General features: G+C 69.6%; 19 protein-coding genes. 13 read left to right on the top strand and 6 right to left on the bottom strand.

The features are described from left to right. Positions 1-64: 64 nt before the first annotated feature. Both ABIE21_RS11085 and ABIE21_RS11080 read right to left on the bottom strand, forming a co-directional pair. A complete protein-coding gene (locus ABIE21_RS11085) occupies positions 65-367 on the bottom strand; it encodes an MGMT family protein (RefSeq protein WP_354025162.1) in 303 nt (100 codons plus the stop codon). 6 nt (positions 368-373) lie between these two features. Continuing rightward, complete coding sequence (locus ABIE21_RS11080) at positions 374-826, bottom strand: GNAT family N-acetyltransferase (protein ID WP_354024878.1); 453 nt, start codon at positions 824-826, stop codon at positions 374-376. 107 nt (positions 827-933) lie between these two features. On the opposite strand from ABIE21_RS11080, the gene ABIE21_RS11075 reads away from it, so the two are divergent. The 5 genes from ABIE21_RS11075 to ABIE21_RS11055 all read left to right on the top strand — a co-directional run bounded on the left by ABIE21_RS11075 (position 934) and on the right by ABIE21_RS11055 (position 5,985). Continuing rightward, the gene (locus ABIE21_RS11075; protein WP_354025161.1) at positions 934-2,049 is read left to right on the top strand and encodes a zinc-binding dehydrogenase; all 1,116 of its coding nucleotides are present in this window, start codon (positions 934-936) and stop codon (positions 2,047-2,049) included. Continuing rightward, positions 2,046-2,801 (top strand): 3-oxoacyl-ACP reductase FabG, encoded by a 756-nt coding sequence (fabG, locus tag ABIE21_RS11070; RefSeq protein ID WP_354024877.1) that lies wholly within the window; start codon positions 2,046-2,048, stop codon positions 2,799-2,801. Before ABIE21_RS11075 ends, fabG begins: the two co-directional genes overlap by 4 nt. Before the next feature lie 94 nt (positions 2,802-2,895). After that, the gene (locus ABIE21_RS11065) at positions 2,896-4,110 is read left to right on the top strand and encodes an NADP-dependent isocitrate dehydrogenase (RefSeq protein WP_354024876.1); all 1,215 of its coding nucleotides are present in this window, start codon (positions 2,896-2,898) and stop codon (positions 4,108-4,110) included. A 123-nt stretch (positions 4,111-4,233) separates the two neighbouring features. Beyond that, positions 4,234-5,208: a malate dehydrogenase gene (locus ABIE21_RS11060; RefSeq protein ID WP_354024875.1), complete on the top strand. Its 975-nt coding sequence runs from the start codon at positions 4,234-4,236 to the stop codon at positions 5,206-5,208. 78 nt (positions 5,209-5,286) lie between these two features. Beyond that, the gene (locus ABIE21_RS11055; RefSeq protein WP_354024874.1) at positions 5,287-5,985 is read left to right on the top strand and encodes a ribonuclease H family protein; all 699 of its coding nucleotides are present in this window, start codon (positions 5,287-5,289) and stop codon (positions 5,983-5,985) included. Positions 5,986-6,006: 21 nt separating this feature from the next. Here ABIE21_RS11055 and ABIE21_RS11050 read toward each other — a convergent pair whose 3' ends face one another. The 4 genes from ABIE21_RS11050 to ABIE21_RS11035 form a co-directional block, all read right to left on the bottom strand. Then, on the bottom strand, positions 6,007-6,480 hold the full coding sequence (locus tag ABIE21_RS11050; protein ID WP_354024873.1) for a hypothetical protein: 474 nt from the start codon (positions 6,478-6,480) through the stop codon (positions 6,007-6,009). Positions 6,481-6,565: 85 nt separating this feature from the next. Then, entirely contained in the window at positions 6,566-8,032 is a 1,467-nt protein-coding gene (locus ABIE21_RS11045) for an FAD-dependent oxidoreductase (protein ID WP_354025160.1), read from the bottom strand. A 35-nt stretch (positions 8,033-8,067) separates the two neighbouring features. Beyond that, the gene (locus tag ABIE21_RS11040; protein ID WP_354025159.1) at positions 8,068-8,901 is read right to left on the bottom strand and encodes an FAD:protein FMN transferase; all 834 of its coding nucleotides are present in this window, start codon (positions 8,899-8,901) and stop codon (positions 8,068-8,070) included. A gap of 16 nt (positions 8,902-8,917) precedes the next feature. Next, positions 8,918-9,379 carry an FMN-binding protein gene (locus tag ABIE21_RS11035; protein WP_354024872.1) on the bottom strand — a complete coding sequence of 154 codons (462 nt, stop codon included), beginning with the start codon at positions 9,377-9,379 and terminating at the stop codon, positions 8,918-8,920. Positions 9,380-9,611: 232 nt separating this feature from the next. Between ABIE21_RS11035 and ABIE21_RS11030 the strand changes: the two genes are divergently transcribed. The 8 genes from ABIE21_RS11030 (at position 9,612) to ABIE21_RS10995 (ending at position 21,022) form a co-directional block, all read left to right on the top strand. After that, a complete protein-coding gene (locus tag ABIE21_RS11030; RefSeq protein ID WP_354024871.1) occupies positions 9,612-13,232 on the top strand; it encodes a S8 family serine peptidase in 3,621 nt (1,206 codons plus the stop codon). A gap of 346 nt (positions 13,233-13,578) precedes the next feature. Then, positions 13,579-14,751 carry an ROK family transcriptional regulator gene (locus ABIE21_RS11025; protein WP_354024870.1) on the top strand — a complete coding sequence of 391 codons (1,173 nt, stop codon included), beginning with the start codon at positions 13,579-13,581 and terminating at the stop codon, positions 14,749-14,751. A 50-nt stretch (positions 14,752-14,801) separates the two neighbouring features. Then, positions 14,802-16,091, top strand: coding sequence for an extracellular solute-binding protein (locus ABIE21_RS11020; RefSeq protein WP_354024869.1), 1,290 nt, complete (start codon positions 14,802-14,804; stop codon positions 16,089-16,091). Positions 16,092-16,223: 132 nt separating this feature from the next. Then, complete coding sequence (locus ABIE21_RS11015; protein ID WP_354024868.1) at positions 16,224-17,132, top strand: carbohydrate ABC transporter permease; 909 nt, start codon at positions 16,224-16,226, stop codon at positions 17,130-17,132. Further along, complete coding sequence (locus tag ABIE21_RS11010) at positions 17,129-17,965, top strand: carbohydrate ABC transporter permease (RefSeq protein WP_354024867.1); 837 nt, start codon at positions 17,129-17,131, stop codon at positions 17,963-17,965. Before ABIE21_RS11015 ends, ABIE21_RS11010 begins: the two co-directional genes overlap by 4 nt. After that, the gene (locus tag ABIE21_RS11005; protein WP_354024866.1) at positions 17,962-19,350 is read left to right on the top strand and encodes a glycoside hydrolase family 3 protein; all 1,389 of its coding nucleotides are present in this window, start codon (positions 17,962-17,964) and stop codon (positions 19,348-19,350) included. Before ABIE21_RS11010 ends, ABIE21_RS11005 begins: the two co-directional genes overlap by 4 nt. Further along, positions 19,347-20,261: an ROK family protein gene (locus ABIE21_RS11000; protein ID WP_354024865.1), complete on the top strand. Its 915-nt coding sequence runs from the start codon at positions 19,347-19,349 to the stop codon at positions 20,259-20,261. The genes ABIE21_RS11005 and ABIE21_RS11000 overlap by 4 nt, the downstream gene beginning before the upstream one ends. Continuing rightward, a complete protein-coding gene (locus ABIE21_RS10995; protein WP_354024864.1) occupies positions 20,249-21,022 on the top strand; it encodes a glucosamine-6-phosphate deaminase in 774 nt (257 codons plus the stop codon). Before ABIE21_RS11000 ends, ABIE21_RS10995 begins: the two co-directional genes overlap by 13 nt. The last annotated feature ends 100 nt before the right edge of the window (positions 21,023-21,122 follow it).

Below are 21,122 nucleotides of genomic sequence, written 5' to 3'. Positions count from 1 at the left end.
CTGTCGAAGGGTGGTCCGTGAGCCCGTCGAAGGGTGGTCCCTGAGCCTGCTCAGCGACCGCGGGTCACGGGGTGTACCGCGCCGCCCTCAGGTCGACGCGGAACACCCCGTTCGCCCACTTCACCGGGGTGTTCTCGGCTCGGTAGTGCTCGAGGGCACGCGACTCGTGGTCGACGGCGGGGTGCCCGCTCGCGCGGATGACCCGCCACCACGGGACATCCGACCCGTAGTGCGACATGACCGTTCCCACGGCTCGCGCCGCACGGGATCCGATCGCCGCCGCGACGTCGCCGTAGGTCATCACGCGACCCTCCGGGATCGACTCGACGACCTCGAGCACACGCGAGACGAAGTCGTCTGCCGGCAGCGGCACCTAGAGGTCCAGCGCGCCGATGCGTTCGCCGTACTGGGTCTCGCCGACGATCCTGAAGCCGACCGCGAGGAAGAACTCCTCCGGGCCGTCTTCGCCGGGCTCCCAGATCACGGTGAGCCGGGTGAAGCCGCGCGTGCGCGCCTCCTCGGCGAGGGCGAGCACCGCGAACTTGCCGATTCCGAGCCCCTGCGCGTCGGCGGAGACGTTGATGCGCCAGATGCAGCTGCGGAACTCCTCCTGCGGGTTGTCGGGGTCGAAGTTGCCGCGGATGAAGCCGACGACGGTGTCTCCGTCGAGCACGACGCGGGGCCACGACGTGAGCGGGTCGATGTACGCGTCGGCGATCGCATAGGAGGTGGGGGTGACGAACTGTTCCTGCCCGGGACGCAGAGTGAGCCCGTTTGCGGCCACGATGGTCTTGGCCGACAACTCTTCAAGTCTCAACTCAGGCATGCGAACAGGCTAACCCGCCTCGACTGGGATCGCACGAGTTTGTTACGCCCGCCGTCTGCCGTGAGAGAGTGAGGCGACACACAACAACGACGATGTGGGGAGTGCGCGTGAAGATCACCGGGGCCGTTCTCGAGGAGATCGGGCGGTCGAGACCGTACGCCGACTCCCTGCCGATCACGGTCGGCGAACTCGAATTGGATGCGCCGGGAGCCGGCGAGATCCTGGTGCGGATCGAGGCGGCCGGCCTGTGCCATTCCGACCTCTCCGTCGTCGACGGCAACCGCGTGCGGCCCGTGCCGATGCTGCTCGGGCACGAGGCGGCGGGCAGGGTCGTCGAGCTCGGCCCCGGGGTCACCGACCTCGACCTCGGAGCCCGTGTCGTGATGGCCTTCCTGCCGCGATGCGGCGACTGCGCGGGATGCGCCACCGACGGACGGCTGCCGTGCGAGCGTGGCACCGCGTCGAACGGGGCGGGCGAACTGCTCGGCGGCGGCGCCCGCCTGCACCGCGGCGGAGAGACCGTCGCCCACCACCTCGGAGTGTCGGCCTTCGCCACGCACGCGGTGGTCAACCGGCACTCCGTAGTCGCCGTCGACGACGACATCCCGCCGGAGGTCGCCGCGGTGCTCGGCTGCGCGGTCCTTACCGGCGGCGGCGCCGTGATCAACGCCGCGAGACCGTCGCCGGGCGACACGATCGTGGTCGTCGGACTCGGGGGAGTCGGGATGGCTGCCGTGCTCGTCGCCCTCGCGCTCGGCCACCCGGTGATCGGCGTCGACGGAGTGCCCGACAAGCTCGCCAGGGCGCTCGAACTCGGGGCCACCCGGGTCTTCAGCCCCGCCGCGGCTGTGGACGCCGAGGTTCGGGCTCCGGTCGTCATCGAGGCGGCGGGCAACGCGCGCGCCTTCGAGACCGCGCTCGAACTCACCGCCCCGGGCGGCACCACGGTGACCGTGGGGCTGCCGGCGCCCGACGCCCGCTCCAGCGTCTCTCCGCTGAAGCTCGTCGCCGAGGCGCGCACGATCGTCGGCAGCTACCTGGGCTCGTCGGTGCCCGGACGCGACATCCCCCGCTACGCCGAGCTGTGGCGGCAGGGCCGGCTGCCCGTCGAGAAACTCGTCTCGTCGCGCATCCGTCTCGACGAGGTCAACGGCGCGATGGACGCGCTCGCCGACGGCCTCGCCGTGCGCCAGATAATCACGTTCGACGAGGGAGCACGATGACCGAGCCACGAACCGCCATAGTCACCGGGGCAGCGCGCGGGATCGGCGCCGCCATCGCCCTGCGACTGGCCGAGGCAGGGCACCGCATCGCTGTCGTCGACCTGCGGGTCGCCGACACCGAGCGCACGGTCGACGCGATCATCGCGGCGGGGGGCGAGGCCATCGGCCTCGGCGCCGATGTGGCGAACTCCGACGACGTCGCGTCGGCGATGGTGCGCGTGGTCGACGACCTCGGCGCGCCGACCATCCTCGTCAACAACGCCGGCATCCTGCGCGACAGCCTGATCTTCAAGATGAGCGACGACGACTGGGACTCGGTGATCGGCGTTCACCTGCGCGGCGCGTTCCTTATGAGCCGGGCGGTGCAGGCGCACCAGGTCGCGGCGGGGTGGGGGCGCATCGTCAACCTGTCGAGCACGTCGGCGCTGGGCAACCGCGGACAGGCCAACTACGCCGCGGCCAAGGCCGGCATCCAGGGGTTCACCAAGACCCTCGCGATCGAGCTCGGCCGGTTCAACGTGACGGTGAACTCGATCGCCCCCGGCTTCATCGCCACCGACATGCTGCGCGAGACGGCGGAGCGCATCGGCATGAGCTTCGAGGACTACCTCGCCGGCGCCGCGAGCGAGATCCCCGTCGGCCGCACGGGAACGCCCGACGACATCGCCGCCGCCGCCGCGTTCTTCGTCAGCGAGGAGGCGTCGTTCGTGTCGGGCCAAGTGCTCTACGTGGCCGGCGGTCCGAAAGCCTGAGAACTATCTCGATATCGAGATAGTTTGGAGAACGAGTAGGCTGGTACGCGCTGCACCAGCTCATCTGTACCAGCTCATCAACGAGGAGAATCGCTTGTCCAAGATCAAGGTAGAAGGCACCGTCGTCGAACTCGACGGCGACGAGATGACCCGCATCATCTGGCAGAAGATCAAGGACACCCTGATCCACCCGTACCTCGACATCAACCTCGAGTACTACGACCTCGGCATCGAGCACCGCGACGCGACCGACGACCAGGTCACGATCGACGCTGCCCACGCCATCCAGAAGCACGGCGTCGGCGTCAAGTGCGCGACGATCACGCCCGACGAGGCGCGCGTCGAGGAGTTCGGGCTGAAGAAGATGTGGAAGAGCCCGAACGGCACGATCCGCAACATCCTCGGCGGCGTCATCTTCCGCGAGCCGATCATCATCTCCAACATCCCGCGTCTCGTGCCCGGCTGGAACAAGCCGATCATCATCGGCCGTCACGCGTTCGGCGACCAGTACCGCGCCACCGACTTCCGCTTCGCCGGCAAGGGCAAGCTCACGGTCGAGTTCGCTCCCGAAGACGGCAGCGAGCCGCTCAAGTTCGAGGTCTACGACGCCCCCGGCGACGGCATCGCACAGGTGCAGTACAACCTCGACGAGTCGATCATCGACTTCGCCCGCGCCTCGCTCAACTACGGCCTCTCGCGCAACTACCCGGTCTACCTGTCGACCAAGAACACGATCCTCAAGGCCTACGACGGTCGCTTCAAGGACATCTTCGAGGAGATCTTCCAGACGGAGTTCAAGGACAGGTTCGACGCCGCCGGGCTCACCTACGAGCACCGCCTCATCGACGACATGGTCGCATCGGCCATGAAGTGGGAGGGCGGCTACGTCTGGGCCTGCAAGAACTACGACGGCGACGTGCAGAGCGACACCGTCGCTCAGGGCTTCGGCTCGCTGGGCCTGATGACGAGCGTGCTCTCGGTTCCCGACGGGTCCGTCGTCGAGGCGGAGGCCGCCCACGGCACCGTCACGCGCCACTACCGCCAGCACCAGGCGGGCAAGCCCACGTCGACGAACCCGATCGCGTCGATCTACGCGTGGACCCGCGGCCTGTCGCACCGCGCCAAGCTCGACGACAACCCGGCGCTCGCCGAGTTCGCGGCCACGCTCGAAGACGTCGTCATCAAGAGCGTCGAGGCCGGCCACATGACCAAGGACCTCGCGGCCCTCGTCGGACCGGACCAGAAGTGGGAGACCACCGAGGAGTTCCTCGACACGCTCGACAAGAACCTGGCACTGCGCCTGTCATAGGCAGCGCCTGGCGTAGCACCGCACGCTGAGTGAGCAGGCCGTCCACGGCCGCATCGGAATCCCGGTTTCGATGCAGGCCGTGGGCGGCCTCTCTCAACCGGCCAGCGGGCGTACGCTCGAACCATGATCATCACCGTCACGGGCGCCGCCGGCCAGATCGGCTACGCCCTGCTCTTCCGCATCGCCTCCGGCGCCATGCTCGGCCCCGAAGTGCCCGTCAGCCTCCGGCTGCTCGAACTGCCGCAGGCCCTCGAGGCCGCCGAGGGCGTCGCGATGGAACTCGACGACTGCGCGTTCCCCCTCCTGCGGGACATCGAGATAACGGATGACGCGGCCGCAGCCTTCGACGGCGCGAACGTGGCGCTGCTCGTCGGCTCCCGACCCCGCGCCGCCGGAATGGAGCGCGCCGACCTCCTGAGTGCCAACGGCGCGATCTTCGCACCGCAGGGCAGGGCGATCAACGACAACGCCGCCGACGACGTGCGGGTTCTCGTGGTGGGCAACCCGGCCAATACCAACGCGCTGATTGCGAGCGCCCACGCGCCCGACGTTCCCGCCGAACGCTTCACCGCGATGACCCGACTCGACCACAACCGGGCCCTCGCCCAGCTCTCCGGCGCGACCGGAGCGCCGGTCTCGGCGATCTCGCGCCTGACCATCTGGGGCAATCACTCGTCGACGCAGTACCCCGACCTGTCGCACGCCCGCATCGAGGGCGAGCCCTTCGAGATCGACCGCGGCTGGGTCGAGCAGGACTTCATCCCCACCGTCGCCACCCGCGGTGCCGCGATCATCGCCGCGAGGGGATCGTCGTCCGCGGCATCCGCAGCCAGCGCCGCCGTCGACCACGTGCACGACTGGGTGCTCGGCACCCCGGTCGACGACTGGACCAGCGCGGGCGTCGTCTCGACCGGCGAGTACGGCGTGCCGGCCGGCCTGGTCAGCTCGTTCCCGGTCACCTCGACCGGCGGCCGGTGGACCATCGTCGAGGGCCTCGAGATCGACGAGTTCTCGCGCGCCCGCATCGACGCGTCGACGGCGGAGCTCGCAGAGGAGCGCGCGGCGGTCGAGGCGCTCGGCCTGCTCGCACCCGCATAGGGTTGAGGGGCAAAGAAACGACTCTCCCCGCTTCGGTGAGGGTCGATTTCTTGCCCCTCTGTTCTTCGAAAGGCTCACATGACGATTCGCGCGGCGGCAGACGGTTCAGCGCTCGGCAACCCCGGACCCGCGGGCTGGGCGTGGTACGTCGACGACTCCAGCTGGGCGGCGGGCGGCTGGAAGCACGCCACCAACAACCAGGGCGAGCTGATGGCGGTGCTGCAGTTCTTCCGCGCGACCGAGCACCTCGACGACGATCTGCTCATCCTCTGCGACAGCCAGTACGTCATCAACTGCATCACGAAGTGGATGCCGGGCTGGAAGAGGAAGGGCTGGCGCAAGGCCGACGGCAAGCCGGTCATGAACGTCGAGCTGCTCAAGGAGATCGACGCGGCGCTCGTCGGCCGCACCTACCGCTTCGAATGGGTGAAGGGACACGCCAACCACCCGCTGAACGAGGCGGCCGACGCCCGCGCGCGGGCGGCATCCGAGGCGTTTATGCGCGGCCGTCCGGTTCCCGAGGGTCCCGGCTTCACCCGTGAGGGCGACGCGGATGCCGCGGCTCCGGTCATCGCGTGGACGCCGGTCGACGACGCCCCGGCCGAGGCCGCGCCATCGCTGTTCTCGTTCGACGACGAGCCGCTCGAACCCGCCGGGTCGAGCGCTCCCGGCATCGCCGTCACCGCGACACTCACCCCCGCACAGCACGAGCGCCTGCTCGCCCTCGCCGCCCGTACGGGCGTCTCGGCCGAGCAGGCGCTCGCCGGACTCGTCTGAGTCCTCAGGTTCTGAACCGGACTACGGGCAGGTGGCCCCGAGCTTGGTCATGGCCTCCTGAACGGCGGTCGCCGAGTCCTGCACGGCGGTGGCGTCGACACTCGCAGGGTCGGCCGCGTAGGCGGCGATCTGCATGTCGAACGCGTTGAGCGCATCGGTGGCGCTGTCGGCGACGGCGCGCACGTCGGTGTTCTTCACGTCGGCGGCGGTGTCCTCGAATGCGGCGGCGAGCGTGCCGACGGCGGCCGAGGCCGCTGCGGGGTCGCTCTGCAGCTCGCTCAGGCTGCCCTGCAGGTCTTCCATGGTGCCGGAGACGCCGTCCTTGAGCACCGTGCAGGCCTCCTCGGTGGTCTGGCTCGACGACTCGGACTTCGGTTCGGGCGAGGAGCCCGACGAGGCGGTGTCGGATCCGCCCGCGGAGCATCCGCTGAGCAGAAGTCCCACGAGGGCGAACCCGGCGAGTGCGGTGGCGATGGTGGGACGTGAGGTGGCCAAGATTCTCCTAAGTTCAATGGGCACTAAGTTGAGTGCCTCTCCAACCTACCCCCGAACGGGGGCTCCGTCAGCGCCCTCGGCCCGGCTAGTACCCGCTGAAGTAGTCGGCCTTGACGCGCTTGACACCGAGCCCTGCCAGCGCGACGCGCATGTCGGCGACGAGCCCCGGCGGGCCCGACACGTATGCCCGCCGGGAGGCGAGGTCGGGGACCGCGTCGCGCAGCACGTCGCCCGTGATGCGTCCGCTGCCGGCCCATGTCCAGCCGGCGGGCATAGGCCGGGGCGGTTCCGGGCTGACGAGCACGACGCGCACACCCGACGACTCGAGCAGGTCGGAGTAGCCGAGCTCCGCGGTGTCGCGCACGGCGTAGACCACGACGACGTCGCGGCGCACTCCCGCGGCATGGTCGTGCGCCAACTGGCTCGCGAACGGCGTGATGCCGATGCCGCCAGCGACGAGCACGAGGGGCACCGTCGCGTCGGCCGGCAGGGTGAAGTCGCCGCCCACGCTGGTGGCGCGCACCGTGGCGCCCGGCTCGAGCGCCAGGAACGCGCGCTTGAAACTGGACGGCTTCTCGGGAACGGACAGCGTGACCGTCAGCGGGCCATCCGTGGTCGGTGGCGAGGAGATGCTGAAGATCCGGCGGCTGCCGCGGAAGTCTGCCCGGTGCGGCACCGTCAACTCCAGGTACTGCCCGGGCCGGAAGCGCACCGGTCTCACGGGGTCGAACGACAGCTCCCACGATGTGGGCGTGAGCGCGCGTTTTCCGCGATAGGCGAGGCGGATGCCACGGCGCTGGCCGAACGCGAAGGCGACGAGGTTGCCGGCCACCAGGGCCAGCTCCGGGCTCGAGAACACCGGGCCGATGGTGAACGGCACAGCGAACAGCACCGCGACCACCGCGGCGACGACCAGCTGCTGCCAGAGACGCGGCGGAAGGGTCAGCGGTTCGCTCAGCATGAATCCGGCGAGGAAGACGAGCGGGAACGACGTGAACGTGGTGGCCAGCGCGCCGCCGAAGTCGGTGCCGGTCGACATCAGGCGAACCATCACGATCGCCGCGGCGATCGCGACGAACGTGAGCCCGACCGGCAGGCGGCGTGAGCGGTAGAGCACGAGGAAGGCGCCGACGGCGGTCAGCGGCAGCAGGTAGGGCGTCGCCACCCACCACACGGAGAAGTTGAGGCCGAGCAGCGACACGACGAGGGCGCCGATCGCGGCGGGGTTGAAGATGTGCCTCCCTCGGATCGCGAAGAGGTACTTCGAGGCGTTCGCGATCGTCGCCGCGAGGGCCACGCTGCCGAGATCGGCCGCGCTGGAGCTCGGGTAGAGGAGGAAGAACAGAAGGAACCCGGTGATGAGCGACGACTCCGGGTGCGGGCGGGTGCGGAACACGAGCGCGAACAGCCAGCTCGAGGCGAAGCTCGTGACCACGGCGACCGCGAGCATCGCCAGCAGGTCGACGACAGGGAACGCGAGCTGCCCGAGCGCCGAGAGCACTACCGCGACCACCGCGACCGCCACCAGTGCGAGCAGCACGAGTCGGTACATGGTCACGTAGCCCGTGACTCTATCCAGCCAGCGTCTCATACGAACAACTCTCCATTCAGGTGGGCCGAGCGCTCCACGCGCCCGTCCGAGAACATGCGTACGAAGTCGAACTCGAAGAACTCGGCGAGCCTCGCCGGCTCCGCCAGGAACAGCGCGGTGGCGAGTCCGTCGGCGACGAGGGCGGTCGGGGCGATGGCCCACGCGGCGACGACCCGCTCGGTGGGGAGCCCGGTCGTCGGGTCGATGATGTGGTGCAGGCCGTCTCCCCACGCGCGGCGGTTCGACGCCGACGCGCAGAGGGACGCGCCCGCGAGGCCGACAACCCCGATCGCGCGGGTCGCGTCGAGCGGGTGCTCGAGACCCACGCGGATGGCCGTGCCGCCGCGGTGCAGGATGTCGCCGCTCGCGTCGATCACGAACGTGTCGATGCCCGCCGCGTCGAGCAGCCGGCCGACGATGTCGACGAGGTAGCCCTTCCCGGCCGCTCCGACATCGAGCACGAGGGGGCGCACGGTCTGCAGCTCGTGGCCGTCCCAGGCGAGCGAGTCCTCCCAGCGGGGCACCGGCGCGGTCACCGCCGACCGCTGCAGACTGTAACCGCGGTCGTACCCCAGGCTCTCGAGAGTGCGCCCGACGAGGGGTGTCACCGCGCCATCCGTCGCCTCGTACAGCCGTCGATACAGCTCGAAGAGCTCGGCGGCGTCGTCGGGAAAGGCGAAGGTGCCTGCGGTGCTCGCGATGCGCGTGACGAGCGAGTCGTCGCGGAAGCGCGAGTAGGTGCGGTCGAAAGCCTCGACGCGGGCGGCGATGGCCTCGCGCACATCGGACGGCAGCGGCTCGACGGTGTCGATCTGCCACGCCGTTCCGATGGCGTCGAAGCGGTGGCTAGCTGGCAGCGTCGGCCTTGATCGCGTCGATCGCGTCGTTGAAGCCGGCGCTCGTGAGCGACGAGCCGGCGACCTTGTCGACGGAGATCTCGTCGATGTTCTTGCCGACGACGACGTCGCCGATACCGTCGGCGAACTCGCCCTGATAACGCTTCGAGTTCGGGTTGTCGCCGTCGCCCACGACCTCGACGGCGGTGATGACTCCGTCGGCGAGGGACACCGTGACGGTGACCTCCTCGGTGCCGTTCGGCGACTGGTAGTCGGCGCTCTCGGTGTACTCGCCGTCGGTGTAGCTGCCGGTCGCGGCCTCGTCGGTGCCGGTCTCGGTGCCGCTGTCGGTGCTCGGGCTGCTCGGCGTCGTTCCGCCACCGGCCGCGTCTGTCGCGCAACCGGCGAGAGCCCCGACGATTGTCAGCCCGGTGAGGATGGCGAGCGGGTACTTTGCGTGTTGCGTCTTCATGGTGTCGCTTTCCGGATCGGTGACAGGCGAATCAGTTGTCGCTTGAAGTATCCAACGCGAGTTCGGCAGTTCGCTATACGAGAGTCGAACAGCCAGCGCATTTACAGGTGATGGAAACACAAAGTTCTCGCTCCACCCCTGTTCGGGGGGCGGTTCCCGGGTTAGGGTGAGCGAGTGCGCAGGCCCGACTGCCTCATATGTGTCCACTCTTGAAAAAAGAAGGAACTCACCTGTGAGCAAACCGTCCGGCGGCCCATCGGCCTATTCTCCCGTCCGCAGAATTCTCGCCACGATCGCCACCGCCGGGCTGCTCGCCACGGCCGTGGCCGTCGGCTCGGCGTCGGCAGCCAGCGCGGCTCCCGTCGCCCCGGGAGGGTCGGGACAGACCAGCTTCGATCCGGGGCGCTACATCGTCACCCTCGCCGACAGCGCGGTGGCCACCTACGACGGCGGGATCACCGGCTACCCGGCGACGACCCCCGACACGGGCGACCAGCTCAACGCACGCAAGGCCCCGGCGCAGAGCTACAGCGACTACCTCGCGTCGAAGCAGCAGGATGTCGCGGCCTCGGTCGGCGCCGACATCGACGTGTCGTACACGATGGCGCTGAACGGCTTCAGTGCGAACCTCAGCGGCGAGCAGGCGGCGAAGCTCGCCTCGAGCCGCGACGTGGTCGCGATCACCCCGGACGAGCTCAAGCACATCACCGCGACGCCCTCGACCGACTTCCTCGGTCTCTCGGGCGAGACGGGCGTGTGGTCGTCGGTCGGCGGGCCGGAGGAGGCCGGAGCCGGCGTCGTCGTCGGCATCCTCGACACCGGCATCGCGCCGGAGAACCCCGCCTTCGCCGGAGAACCGCTCGGCACGACGGCCGGCGCGGAGCCCTACCTCACCGACGCAGACACCATCGCCTATGTGAAGGGCGACGGCGACACGTTCACCGGCACCTGCCAGACCGGTGTGCAGTTCGGCGTCGACGACTGCAGCACCAAGATCGTCGGGGCGCGCTACTTCGTGAAGGGCTTCGGCGAGGCGAACCTCGGCGACGCGTCGACCGGCACGGGCGAGTTCGTCTCCCCGCGTGACGGCGACGGCCACGGCTCGCACACCGGCAGCACCGCGGTGGGCAACTTCGGCACGGAGGCCGACGTTCTCGGACGCGACTTCGGTGTCGTCTCCGGCGTCGCCCCCGCCGCGAAGATCGCGGCCTACAAGGTGTGCTGGTCGGGACCGGACGCCGGCGTCACCACCGACGACGGCTGCACCACGACCGACATGCTCGCCGCGATCAACCAGGCTGTGCTCGACGGCGTCGACGTGCTCAACTTCTCCATCGGCGGCGGCGCGGCCGAGACCACCTACTCGCCCACCGACGACGCCTTCCTCGGCGCGGCGGCGGCCGGCATCTTCGTCGCGGCCAGCGCCGGAAACTCGGGCCCCGGTTCATCCACCCTCGACAACGCGTCGCCCTGGATCACCACGGTGGCCGCGAGCACCATCCCCAGCTACTACGGAACCGTGACCCTCGGCGACGGACAGGCCTTCGTCGGCTCGACCATCACCGTGACCGACCCCGTCACCGGAGGCCTCGTGAACTCCACGGCTGTCGCCGCCGCGGGAGCCGCGGGGGCGCAGGCCAACCTGTGCGCACCGGGCAGCCTCGACCCCGCGCTGATGCCCGCCACGCCGACGCTCGTCGTCTGCGACCGCGGCGTCGTCGACCGCACCGCGAAGTCGGCGGAGGTCGCCCGTGTCGGCGGCATCGGCATGGTGCTGACGAACGCCACACCGAGTTCGATCGACCCCGACGCGCACTCGATCCCCACGGTGCACGTCGACGCCCGATTCCGCGCCCCGATCGTCGCCTACGCGGCGACCCCCGGCGCCACGGTGACGCTCACCGACGGCAACTGGACCAGCTACGAGCCGCCGACACCGGCGCTCGCCGGCTTCTCGTCGCGCGGCCCGGTGCTCGCCGACGGCAGCGACATCCTCAAGCCGGACATCACGGCGCCCGGCGTCGCGATCCTCGCCGCTGGACCGAACCGCGAGGGCGAGACCCCCACGTTCGAGTTCCTCAGCGGAACGTCGATGTCGAGTCCGCACATCGCGGGAGCGGCGGCGCTGTACCTCGGTGAGCGCCCGAACGCGACCCCGGCCGAGATCAAGTCGGCCATGATGACGACGGCCTACAACACGGTCGACGGCGAGGGTGCGACCATCACCGACCCGTTCGCGCAGGGCGCCGGTCACGTCGACCCGACGAAGTACTTCGAGCCGGGCCTGCTGTACCTCAACGGTCCAGCCGACTGGGCCGCCTACCTGCAGGCGATCGGCTACGACTTCGGCGTGGAACCCGTCGATCCGAGCAATCTCAACCTCGCGTCGATCGCGATCGGAACCCTCACGGCGCCCGAGACGATCACCAGGGAGGTCACCTCGACGCAGGCCGGCGAGTTCACGGCGTCGATCGAGGGACTCGCCGGGATCACCGCGACCGTCGAACCGGCCGTGCTCAGCTTCGGGGCCGCCGGCGAGAAGAAGAAGTTCACGGTGACGCTGTCGAGAACGGACGCGCCGCTCGACGTGTTCACGTCGGGCTCGCTCGTCTGGACCTCGGGTGACACGACGGTGCGCAGCCCGATCGCCGTGCGGCCCGCGACGCTCGTCGCGCCGTCCGACGTCGAGGGCACGGGAGTCACCGGGTCCGTCGACGTCACCGTCACCCCCGGCGGCACCGGCGATATCCCGCTCGCGACCACCGGCCTCAGCCTGGGGGCGCTGCTGCCCGACCCGACCGGTACCGAGGCCGTGCACTCCGGCTCCGGCGTGCGCGGCGACCAGGCGGTCTACGAGATCGCGGTGCCGGAGGGCGCCGAGTTCGCGCGCTTCGACCTCGACGCGGTCGACGACCTCGCCGATCTCGATCTCATCGTGTACCGGCTGAACGCGGCGGGGGAGCCCGTCGTCGGCTGGCAGTCGGCCACCGGCTCCGCCGACGAGCGCGTCGACATAGTGGCACCCGAGGCGGCGACCTACCGGGTCATCGTCGACGTGTTCGCCGCTAACCCGTCGACGGCGTGGGATGCCACGGTGACGAGTGTGCTGCCGGGAGGCAGCCCGCTCACCCTCACCCCGCCGGTTCTGCCGGGCGTGCAGGGGGTGCCGGCCACCTACACCGCCTCGTGGGCCGACCTGGCGCCGCAGTCCACCTACCTCGGACTCGTCACCTACGGCGAGACAGGGGTCACGACCGCCGTCCAGGTGGCCACGGGCGAGGCGCCGGCGCCCGACGCCCCGGTCAACCTGAGCCCGCCGACGATCAGCGGAACCCCCGAGCCCGGCAAGAAGCTCACGGCCACACCCGGCGAGTGGGACACGGAGGGCCTCGCGTTCGCTTTCCAGTGGCAGGCCGACGGAGTCGACATCGCCGGCGCCACGAAGGCCAGGTACACCGTCAAGGCGGCCGACCAGGGCAAGGTGCTCACCGTCGTGGTGACCGCGACCGCGGAGGGCCTCCCGCCCGCCACGGCCTCGAGCGCCGGCGTCGCCGTGCCGTTCGCCTCGACGACGACCCTCTCGCTGAACCGCCACATCGCGTTCAGCTGGCAGCAGGTCAAGGCCACCGTCACCGTGAAGAGCGCCTCGCCCGAGCCGCTCGTCGGCACGGTGTCGGTGAGCGTCAACGGCAAGTCCGTCGAGGTGCCGCTCACCGCAGACAGCGACGGCAGGGTGAGCTACACGCTGCCGAAGCTCACGGCGGGCGTCTACACGGTGAAGGCGAGCTACGGCGGCGGCGACTCCGTCACCGGTTCGCGCAGTTCCTCGGCCGTAGTCTGGGTCGTCTTCTAGGGGCGCGCGAGCGAACAGACCCCCGCCCCGGCGGTTGGAGCGCTTCCCAGTGCGCACCACCCGCCGGGGCGGGTCCCGTTAAGGGCAACACGGCCCGCGGCACGCGAGCCGCTTCCGGTCAGATGACTCCGCCGCGGCGGGGCTCATCCGCCCGGAACTCGTCGCATGGGTCGGCTCTTCGCCGGAAGCGGCTCGTCGTGCCGAAAGCGGCTCACAATTCTGCGCGGTTTCCGCGTGTAACACATTTGTAAATAGTCCTAACGAATTTGTCGAAAAGTGTTGCGCGAACCTAGTTCGTAAGGTTCACTAACAATCAATCATTCGGCAAAGGAGACGTGACGAACAGATGACGACGCAGAAGTCGCCGTTCGCGGTAGCACGCACGCACGGTTTCCCGAGCGGTCGCGCCCTGCGTCCGAGCAGCAAGGTCCTCCCCGAGCACGCCCGCGGTCACAACCGCTCGCTCGTGCTCCAGACGCTCTACCGCGCCGGCCAGCAGAGCCGCGCCGACATCGCCCGCGAGACCGGTCTCACCCGCGTCACGGTCTCCGACCTCGTCGCCGAGCTGATCGTCGAGGGCCTCGTCGTGGAGATGGGTCAGCGCGAAGACGCCCGCCCCGGCAAGCCGGCCACGCTGCTCGAGCTGAACGCCCTCGCCTTCCAGATCATCGGCATCGACCTCAGCGAGTACGCGATCTTCCGGGGGGCGGTGCTCGACCTCCGCGGCCGCGTGATCTCCCGCGTCGAGGTACCGCTCGAGTCGAGCAGGGGGGCGGATGCCACGGCAAAGGTCGCCGCCCTGGTGCAGTCGCTCGTCTCGGCGGCCACCCTTCCGATACTCGGCGTCGGCGTCGGGTCGCCCGGCATCGTCGACCGCGATGGGGTGGTGCTCACGGCGCCGAACCTCGGCTGGACGGGCGAGCCGCTGCAGGCGACCCTCGCCGAGCAGTTCGGTCTGCCCGTTCTCGTGATCAACGACGCCAACGCGGCGGCGCTCGCCGAGCACAGCTTCGGCGGGGCGGACAGCGACATGATCCTCATCAAGGTCGGTCACGGTGTGGGCGCGGGCCTGCTGCTCGACGGCTCCCCGTTCTTCGGCGGGCGCTCGGCGGCCGGCGAGATCGGTCATGTCGTGGTCGGCACCGACGGGGGAGCTGCCTGCGTCTGCGGAAAGCACGGCTGCCTCGAGACCTGGCTGGCTACGCCGAGGCTCGACGCGGCGATCGCGTCGGCCGAATCATCCGAACAGAAGAACACGATTCTTCGGGAAGCGGGGCAACGCCTCGGCATCGCCCTCGCCCCCGTGGTCGGTGCGCTCGACCTCGCCGAGGTCGTACTGAGCGGCCCGACCGAACTGCTTGATGGACCGCTCGCCGAAGCGGTCATCGAGACACTCCGCGCGCGGACGATGGCCGAGTTCCACGGCGATCTGTCGTTGCGGATGACAACCCTCGGAGAGGACATCGTCATGCGCGGCGCGGCCGTCATGGTGCTCTCCGGGCAGCTCGGAGTCTCGTAGAGCCGGGCACTGCACTCACCACCACAGCACCACTTAAAAGGGAGTACGACATGAAAAGAAGAATCGTAGCGGTCGCAGCAGCCACCGCTGCAGCTCTTATCCTGGCGGGGTGTTCGTCGAACGACGCTCCCGCCGAGGGCGGCGGGGACGACATCACCCTGTGGCTGAACGGGGGTGACACCCCGGACGAGCTGCGCGACTACCTTAAGACAGAGTTCGCAGACGCGACCGGGGGCACCCTTACCATCGAGGAGCAGTCGTGGACGGATGCTCTCGCAAAACTGACCACCGCACTGCCTGATGCCGAGAATACCCCCGATGTCGTGGAGATCGGCAACACGTGGGCGCCCACGTTCACCAACGCGGGAGCGTTCACCGACCTGAGCGACATGTACGACGAGCTCGGCGGCGACAAGCTGCTTCCCTCGTTCGTCGAGGTCGGATCGGTCGACGGCGCCGAGTACGCGCTGCCGTACTACTTCGGCTCGCGCTACATGTTCTACCGCAAGGACGTGTGGGAGAAGGCCGGCATCACGGTTCCGACCACCCTCGCCGAGTTCAACGACGCGGCGGCGAAGCTCAAGACCGACAGCCAGAGCGGCTTCTACATCGGCGGAGAAGACTGGCGCAACGGCCTCTCCTGGGTCTTCGCCAACGGCGGCGAGCTCGCGGAGAAGGACGGCGACAGCTGGAAGTCGACCCTGTCTGAGGAGAACACGATCGAGGGGCTCACGCAGCTGCAGACCCTGTTCGCCGAAGCGTCGCTCGCTCCGGTCACCGAGGCCGACAGCACGCCGTGGGTGAACATCAACAACAACGAGACGACGGGCGCCCCCGAGGCGGCCACGATCATCGCACCCGGCTGGGCGCACTGGTCGATCGGCGACCTCGCGCCCGACCCGGAGGACCCCACCAAGACCGTCGCCACGTGGAACGACGCGGTCTTCGGCACCTTCGTGCTGCCGGGCATCGACGGCGGGGTCGCACCCGTGTTCGCCGGCGGATCGAACATCGCCATCTCGGCCGCGAGCAAGAACCAGGACGCCTCGAAAGAGCTGATGAAGATCATCTTCTCCGAGGAGTACCAGAACCTGCTCGGTGAGAACGGCCTCGGACCGGCCAACCTCGACTACGCCTCGTCGCTCGGCGACGACCAGTTCGCGACGGCTCTCATCGAGTCGGCTGCCGAGTCGAAGCTGACCCCCGCCGCTCCCGGCTGGGCAGCGGTCGAGGGATCCGGACTGCTCGAGGAGTTCTTCGGCAAGGTCAACGGCGGCGGCGACATCCCCGCCCTCGCCAAGGAGTACGACGCCAAGATCGACGATCTGATCAACGGCTAGCCATCTCCACCACGTCCGGTCGGTCCCTTCGGTCCCTGAGCTTGTCGAAGGGTTGAAGGGCCCGACCGGACCACCCTGCCCTTCGACAGGCTCAGGGACCGCGCCCACCCACCACCCCGAAAGGAGGAAGCCATGACCGCACTCGTCGACCGCAGACGCAAGAACCGCGTCCCGTACCTGCTCCTCATCCCGGCCGTCGGCATCCTCCTCATCGGCATGGGGTATCCGCTCATCTGGCAGGTCATCACCTCCATGCAGGAGTACGGGCTGCAGCAGCAGTTCGGCAAGCCCGCGCCGTTCGTCTTCTTCGAGAACTACCTCGAGCTGGCCGCCAACCCGCAGCTGTGGGCGGTCGTCGGCAGATCGATCGCGTTCTGCCTCGTCACCGCGGTCATCACCCTTGCGGTGGGCGTGCTGCTGGCGCTGCTGATGAACGCCGTGGGCCGTGCCCCCCGCATCATCCTGCAGATCAGCCTGCTGCTGGCCTGGTCGATGCCGGTCGTCGCCGCCATGACCGTGTGGATCTGGCTCTTCGACCGCCGTCGCGGCGCCGTGAACTACCTGCTCGACATGATCCCCGGCGTCGACATGAACCGGTACAACTGGCTCGAGAGCCCGACGACGTTCTTCATCGTCGCGAGCATCATCGTGATCTGGATGTCGGTGCCGTTCGTCGCCTTCTCCAGCTTCGCGGGGCTGACCCAGGTGTCGGAGGAGGTGCTCGAGGCCGCACAGCTCGACGGCGCCACGGCGCGGCAGCGGTTCTTCGGCATCATCCTCCCCATGATCAAGCCGGTCATCGCGATCGTGTTCCTGCTGCAGATCATCTGGGACCTGCGGGTGTTCACGCAGATCACCATGCTGCAGGACGCAGGCTCGAAGTCGAGCGACTTCGACCTGCTGGGCACGTACATCTACAAGCTCGGAACCAAGTCGCAGGACTTCGGCATGGCATCGGCCGTGTCGATCCTCGTGCTCGCCATCACCATCGCGCTCAGCTGGTTCTACATCCGCAGCCTGCTCAAGGAGGACGAGCAATGAGAGCTCGCACCGCACGAAACCTGCTCGGCGCGCTCTCCATCGTCATCGCGCTCGTCTGGGTCTTCCCCGTCTACTGGATGGTGAACTCCTCGCTGCTGCCCAACGTGACCCTGCAGTCGTTCATCCCCACGTTCGTGCCGTTCGGCGGCTCGCTCAACAACTTCGCCGAAGCGCTCGCCGACGGGGAGTTCTACTCCGCGCTCGGCATGAGCGTCTCGATCACCCTCATCGCCGTGTTCTTCTGCATCATCTTCGCCTTCCTCGGCGCGGTCGCGATCAGCCGCTTCCGGTTCCGCGGGAGGAAGAGCTTCATCATCGCGGTGCTCGTCGTGCAGATGCTGCCCGCCGAGGGTCTCTTCATCGCGCAGTACAAGATGGTCGCCAGCGTGAATCTGCTCGACTCGGTGATCGGGGTGAGCGTCATCTATATCGCCGCCGTCGTGCCGTTCACGATCTGGATGCTTCGGGGATTCGTCGCGGGAGTGCCGGCCGACCTCGAAGAGGCCGCCATGGTCGACGGCCTCAGCCGATTCGGGGCCTTTATGCGCATCACCTTCCCGTTGCTCGCACCCGGGCTCGTGGCATCCGGCGTCTATGCGTTCCTCCAGGCCTGGAACGAGTTCACGGTGGCCCTCGTTCTGCTGCCCTCCGAGGCGGCGCAGACCCTGCCGCTGTGGCTGCGCGGATTCGTGCAGGCGAGCGCCACCCGCGAGACCGACTGGGGCCAGGTCATGGCCGCCTCGACGCTCGTCGCGGTGCCGGTGATCGTGTTCTTCCTGCTCGTGCAGGGACGCCTCACCTCCGGTCTCGTCAGCGGGGCGGTGAAGGGATGACCCGGGCCTCGCAAGTACTCCTGCCCGGGTTCGTCGGCACCACCCTGCCGGGCTGGCTCGAGGCGCGACTGCGCGACGGGCTCGCCGGCGTGTGCCTGTTCGGCGACAACGTCGTCGACCGCGAGCAGCTGCGGGCGCTCACCGCGGCGATCACCGCCGCCAACCCGAACGCCCTCATCGCGATCGACGAGGAGGGCGGCGACGTCTCCCGCCTCTATCAGGCCACCGGTTCGCCGTTTCCCGGCAACGCGCTGCTCGGCCGCATCGACGACCTGGACTACACCGCGAGCGTCGCCACCGCGGTGGGGCACGAGCTGCGCGCCGTCGGCGTGAACCTCAACTTCGCGCCCGACGTCGACATCAACTCCAACGCCGACAACCCCGTCATCGGCATCCGCAGCTTCGGCGCCGACCCCGGTCTCGTCGCCGCGCACAGCGCGGCCTGGGTCGCCGCCCACGAGGCGACCGGCGTGGCGGTCAGCGCGAAGCATTTTCCCGGGCACGGCGACACCGCGCAGGACTCGCACCTCGCGCTGCCCGTGGTCGACCTGCCGCTCGCCGCACTGCGGGCGCGGGAGCTGCTGCCCTTCGAGGCATCCGTCGCCGCCGGCGCCAGCACGGTCATGAGCTCGCACATCCTGCTGCCGCAGCTCGACGCCGACAACCCGGCGACCTTCTCGCGGCGGATCCTCGACGACCTGCTGCGCCGCGACCTCGGCTTCGACGGCGTCATCGTGAGCGACGCCCTCGACATGGTGGGCGCGAGCGGCGAGATCGGTATCCCGGAGGCTGCGGTGCGCGCCATCGCCGCAGGCTGCGACCTGCTCTGCATCGGCACGGAGAACACCGACGCGCAGCTCGCCGACATCGAGAGCGCGCTCGACGCCGCGGTCGCCGACGGCAGGCTAGACGGCGCCCGGCTCGCCGACGCAGCCGCCCGCAACATCGCGCTCGCCCTCCGGCTGGCGGTCGCGCCCGCCGCACAGCCCGCCGACCCGCGCTTCCCGCTCGATCGCTCGATCGCCGCCTTCGCGCTCGCCCCCGGCGTCTCCGTGTCGTCCGAGCGCACCGTCGTCGCGATCGACACCGCCGCGAACATCGCCGTCGGCGACTCGCCGTGGGGGCCGTCCGTCGACGCCCGCCTCGCCGAGGGCGACCCTCTGCCCGAGGTGCGCGGACAGCTCGTGATCGTCGGCAAGAACAACCACAGGCACGCGTGGGTGCGGTCGCTCATCGACGACGCGCGGCGCGCCCACGCGGGCACCGTCGTCGTCGACATGGGCTGGCCCGACACGGGCCGGCGGTACGCGGATGTCGCGACATTCGGAGCATCACGGCACGTCAGCGAGGCGCTCGCCGCCTGGCTCGAAGGGAAGACACCATGAGGATGGGCGTCGACATCGGCGGCACGAAGACCGAGGCGGTGGCCATCGCAGACGACGGGCGGGTGCTCGAGCGGCTGCGCATCCCGACCGGATTCGGGGCGCACGCCGTCGTCGAGTCCACCGTCGACGCGGTGCGCGGGCTCACCGCCGCGACCGGCACGGACGCGGGCGACTTCTCCACGATCGGAGTCGGCATCCCCGGCGCCGTCGACGCGGCGACCGGTCGGGTCTCGCACGCCATCAACCTCGGGCTCGAACAGCTCGACCTCGGAGCCGACCTCGCCGCCCGGCTCGGCGCACCCGTGCGGGTGGAGAACGACGTCAACGCGGCCGCCCTCGGAGCGTTCCATCTCTTCGAGCAGCCGGCGACGGCATCCATGTCGTATCTGAACCTCGGCACCGGACTCGCCGCCGGGCTCGTGCTGCACGGCGAGCTGTGGCGCGGTGCCCGCGGCGGCGCGGGCGAGATCGGGCACATCCTCGTCGACCCTGCCGGACCGATCGACCTCGACGGCCAGCACGGCGGGCTCGAGGTCATCGCGTCCGGATCCGGCATCGCCCGGCAGTGGGGGCGCGGCAACGGCAACGCCGTGAGCGCGGTGCTCGACGCCGCCGACGACGGCGACGCAGAGGCGATCGCGATCCGCCGCCGGCTCTACGAGGGGGTCGCCGGATCGGTGCGCATCCTCGTGCTCACCGTCGACGTCGACCTCGTGGTCATCGGCGGCGGCATCAGCAGCCTCGGCGACCGCGTGATGGGCGGGGTCAACGAGATCTTCGCCGCCTGGAGCGCGCAGTCGCCGTTCATCGACTCTCTCGGACTCGCCGAGCGCATCCGCATCCTGCCCGATGGAGCGCCCGTCGCCGCGCTCGGCGCCGCGTACCTGGGAGGCATGGCGTGGCCGAAGTAGTCATCCTCCCCTCGGCCGCGGAGGCCGGCGAGCTCGCGGCGCGGGCCATCGCAGCCCTCGTCGCGACGACGCCCGACGCCGTGCTCGGGCTCGCCACCGGCTCGACGCCGTTGACGACGTGGCGGGCGCTCGCCGCTCAGGCGCTCGACCTGTCGCGCGTGCGCGGCTTCGCGCTCGACGAGTACGTCGGGCTGCCCGAGGGGCATCCCGAGAGCTACCGCGCCGTGATCGCGCGGGAGGTGGCCGAACCGCTCGGACTGACCCCGGCGCTGGTCCGGGTGCCGGGCGACGGCGGCGGCGCGCTCTCCGGGGCGGGAGCCCGCTACGAGAACGACATCATCGCGGCAGGCGGCGTCGACCTGCAGATCCTCGGCATCGGACGCACCGGCCACATCGGGTTCAACGAGCCCGGCTCCTCGCTCGCCTCGCTCACCCGGGTGAAGACCCTCGCCGAGCAGACCCGCATCGACAACTCGCGATTCTTCCCGTCGATCGACGACGTGCCGACGCACTGCATCACGCAGGGGCTCGGCACCATTCTGCGCGCCAGGCACCTAGTGCTGCTCGCCTTCGGATCGGGGAAGGCGGCGGCAGTGGCCTCCGCCCTCGAGGGCCCCGTCTCCGCGTCGACGCCCGGCTCGGTGGTGCAGCTGCACCCGAAGGTCACCGTGATCGTCGACGAGGCGGCGGCCGCAGACCTCGAGCACGCCGACTACTACCGTCACGCCTGGGCCAACCGCTTCGACTGGGAGCGCTTCTAGCGCGCGGGCGCGCGTTTTCCGTCCTCGGCCTGTGCTGCCGAATGAAGGAGATCCCGGTCGAAGGACCCCCGCATCCGCGCCAACCTGTGACTCGGCGCGA

Origin of the sequence: Conyzicola nivalis, assembly GCF_040548875.1 — a bacterium.
Lineage (GTDB): Bacteria > Actinomycetota > Actinomycetes > Actinomycetales > Microbacteriaceae > Conyzicola > Conyzicola nivalis_A.
Note: the sequence above shows the minus strand (reverse complement) of the source record. Positions and strands in the feature narration are given on the sequence as shown.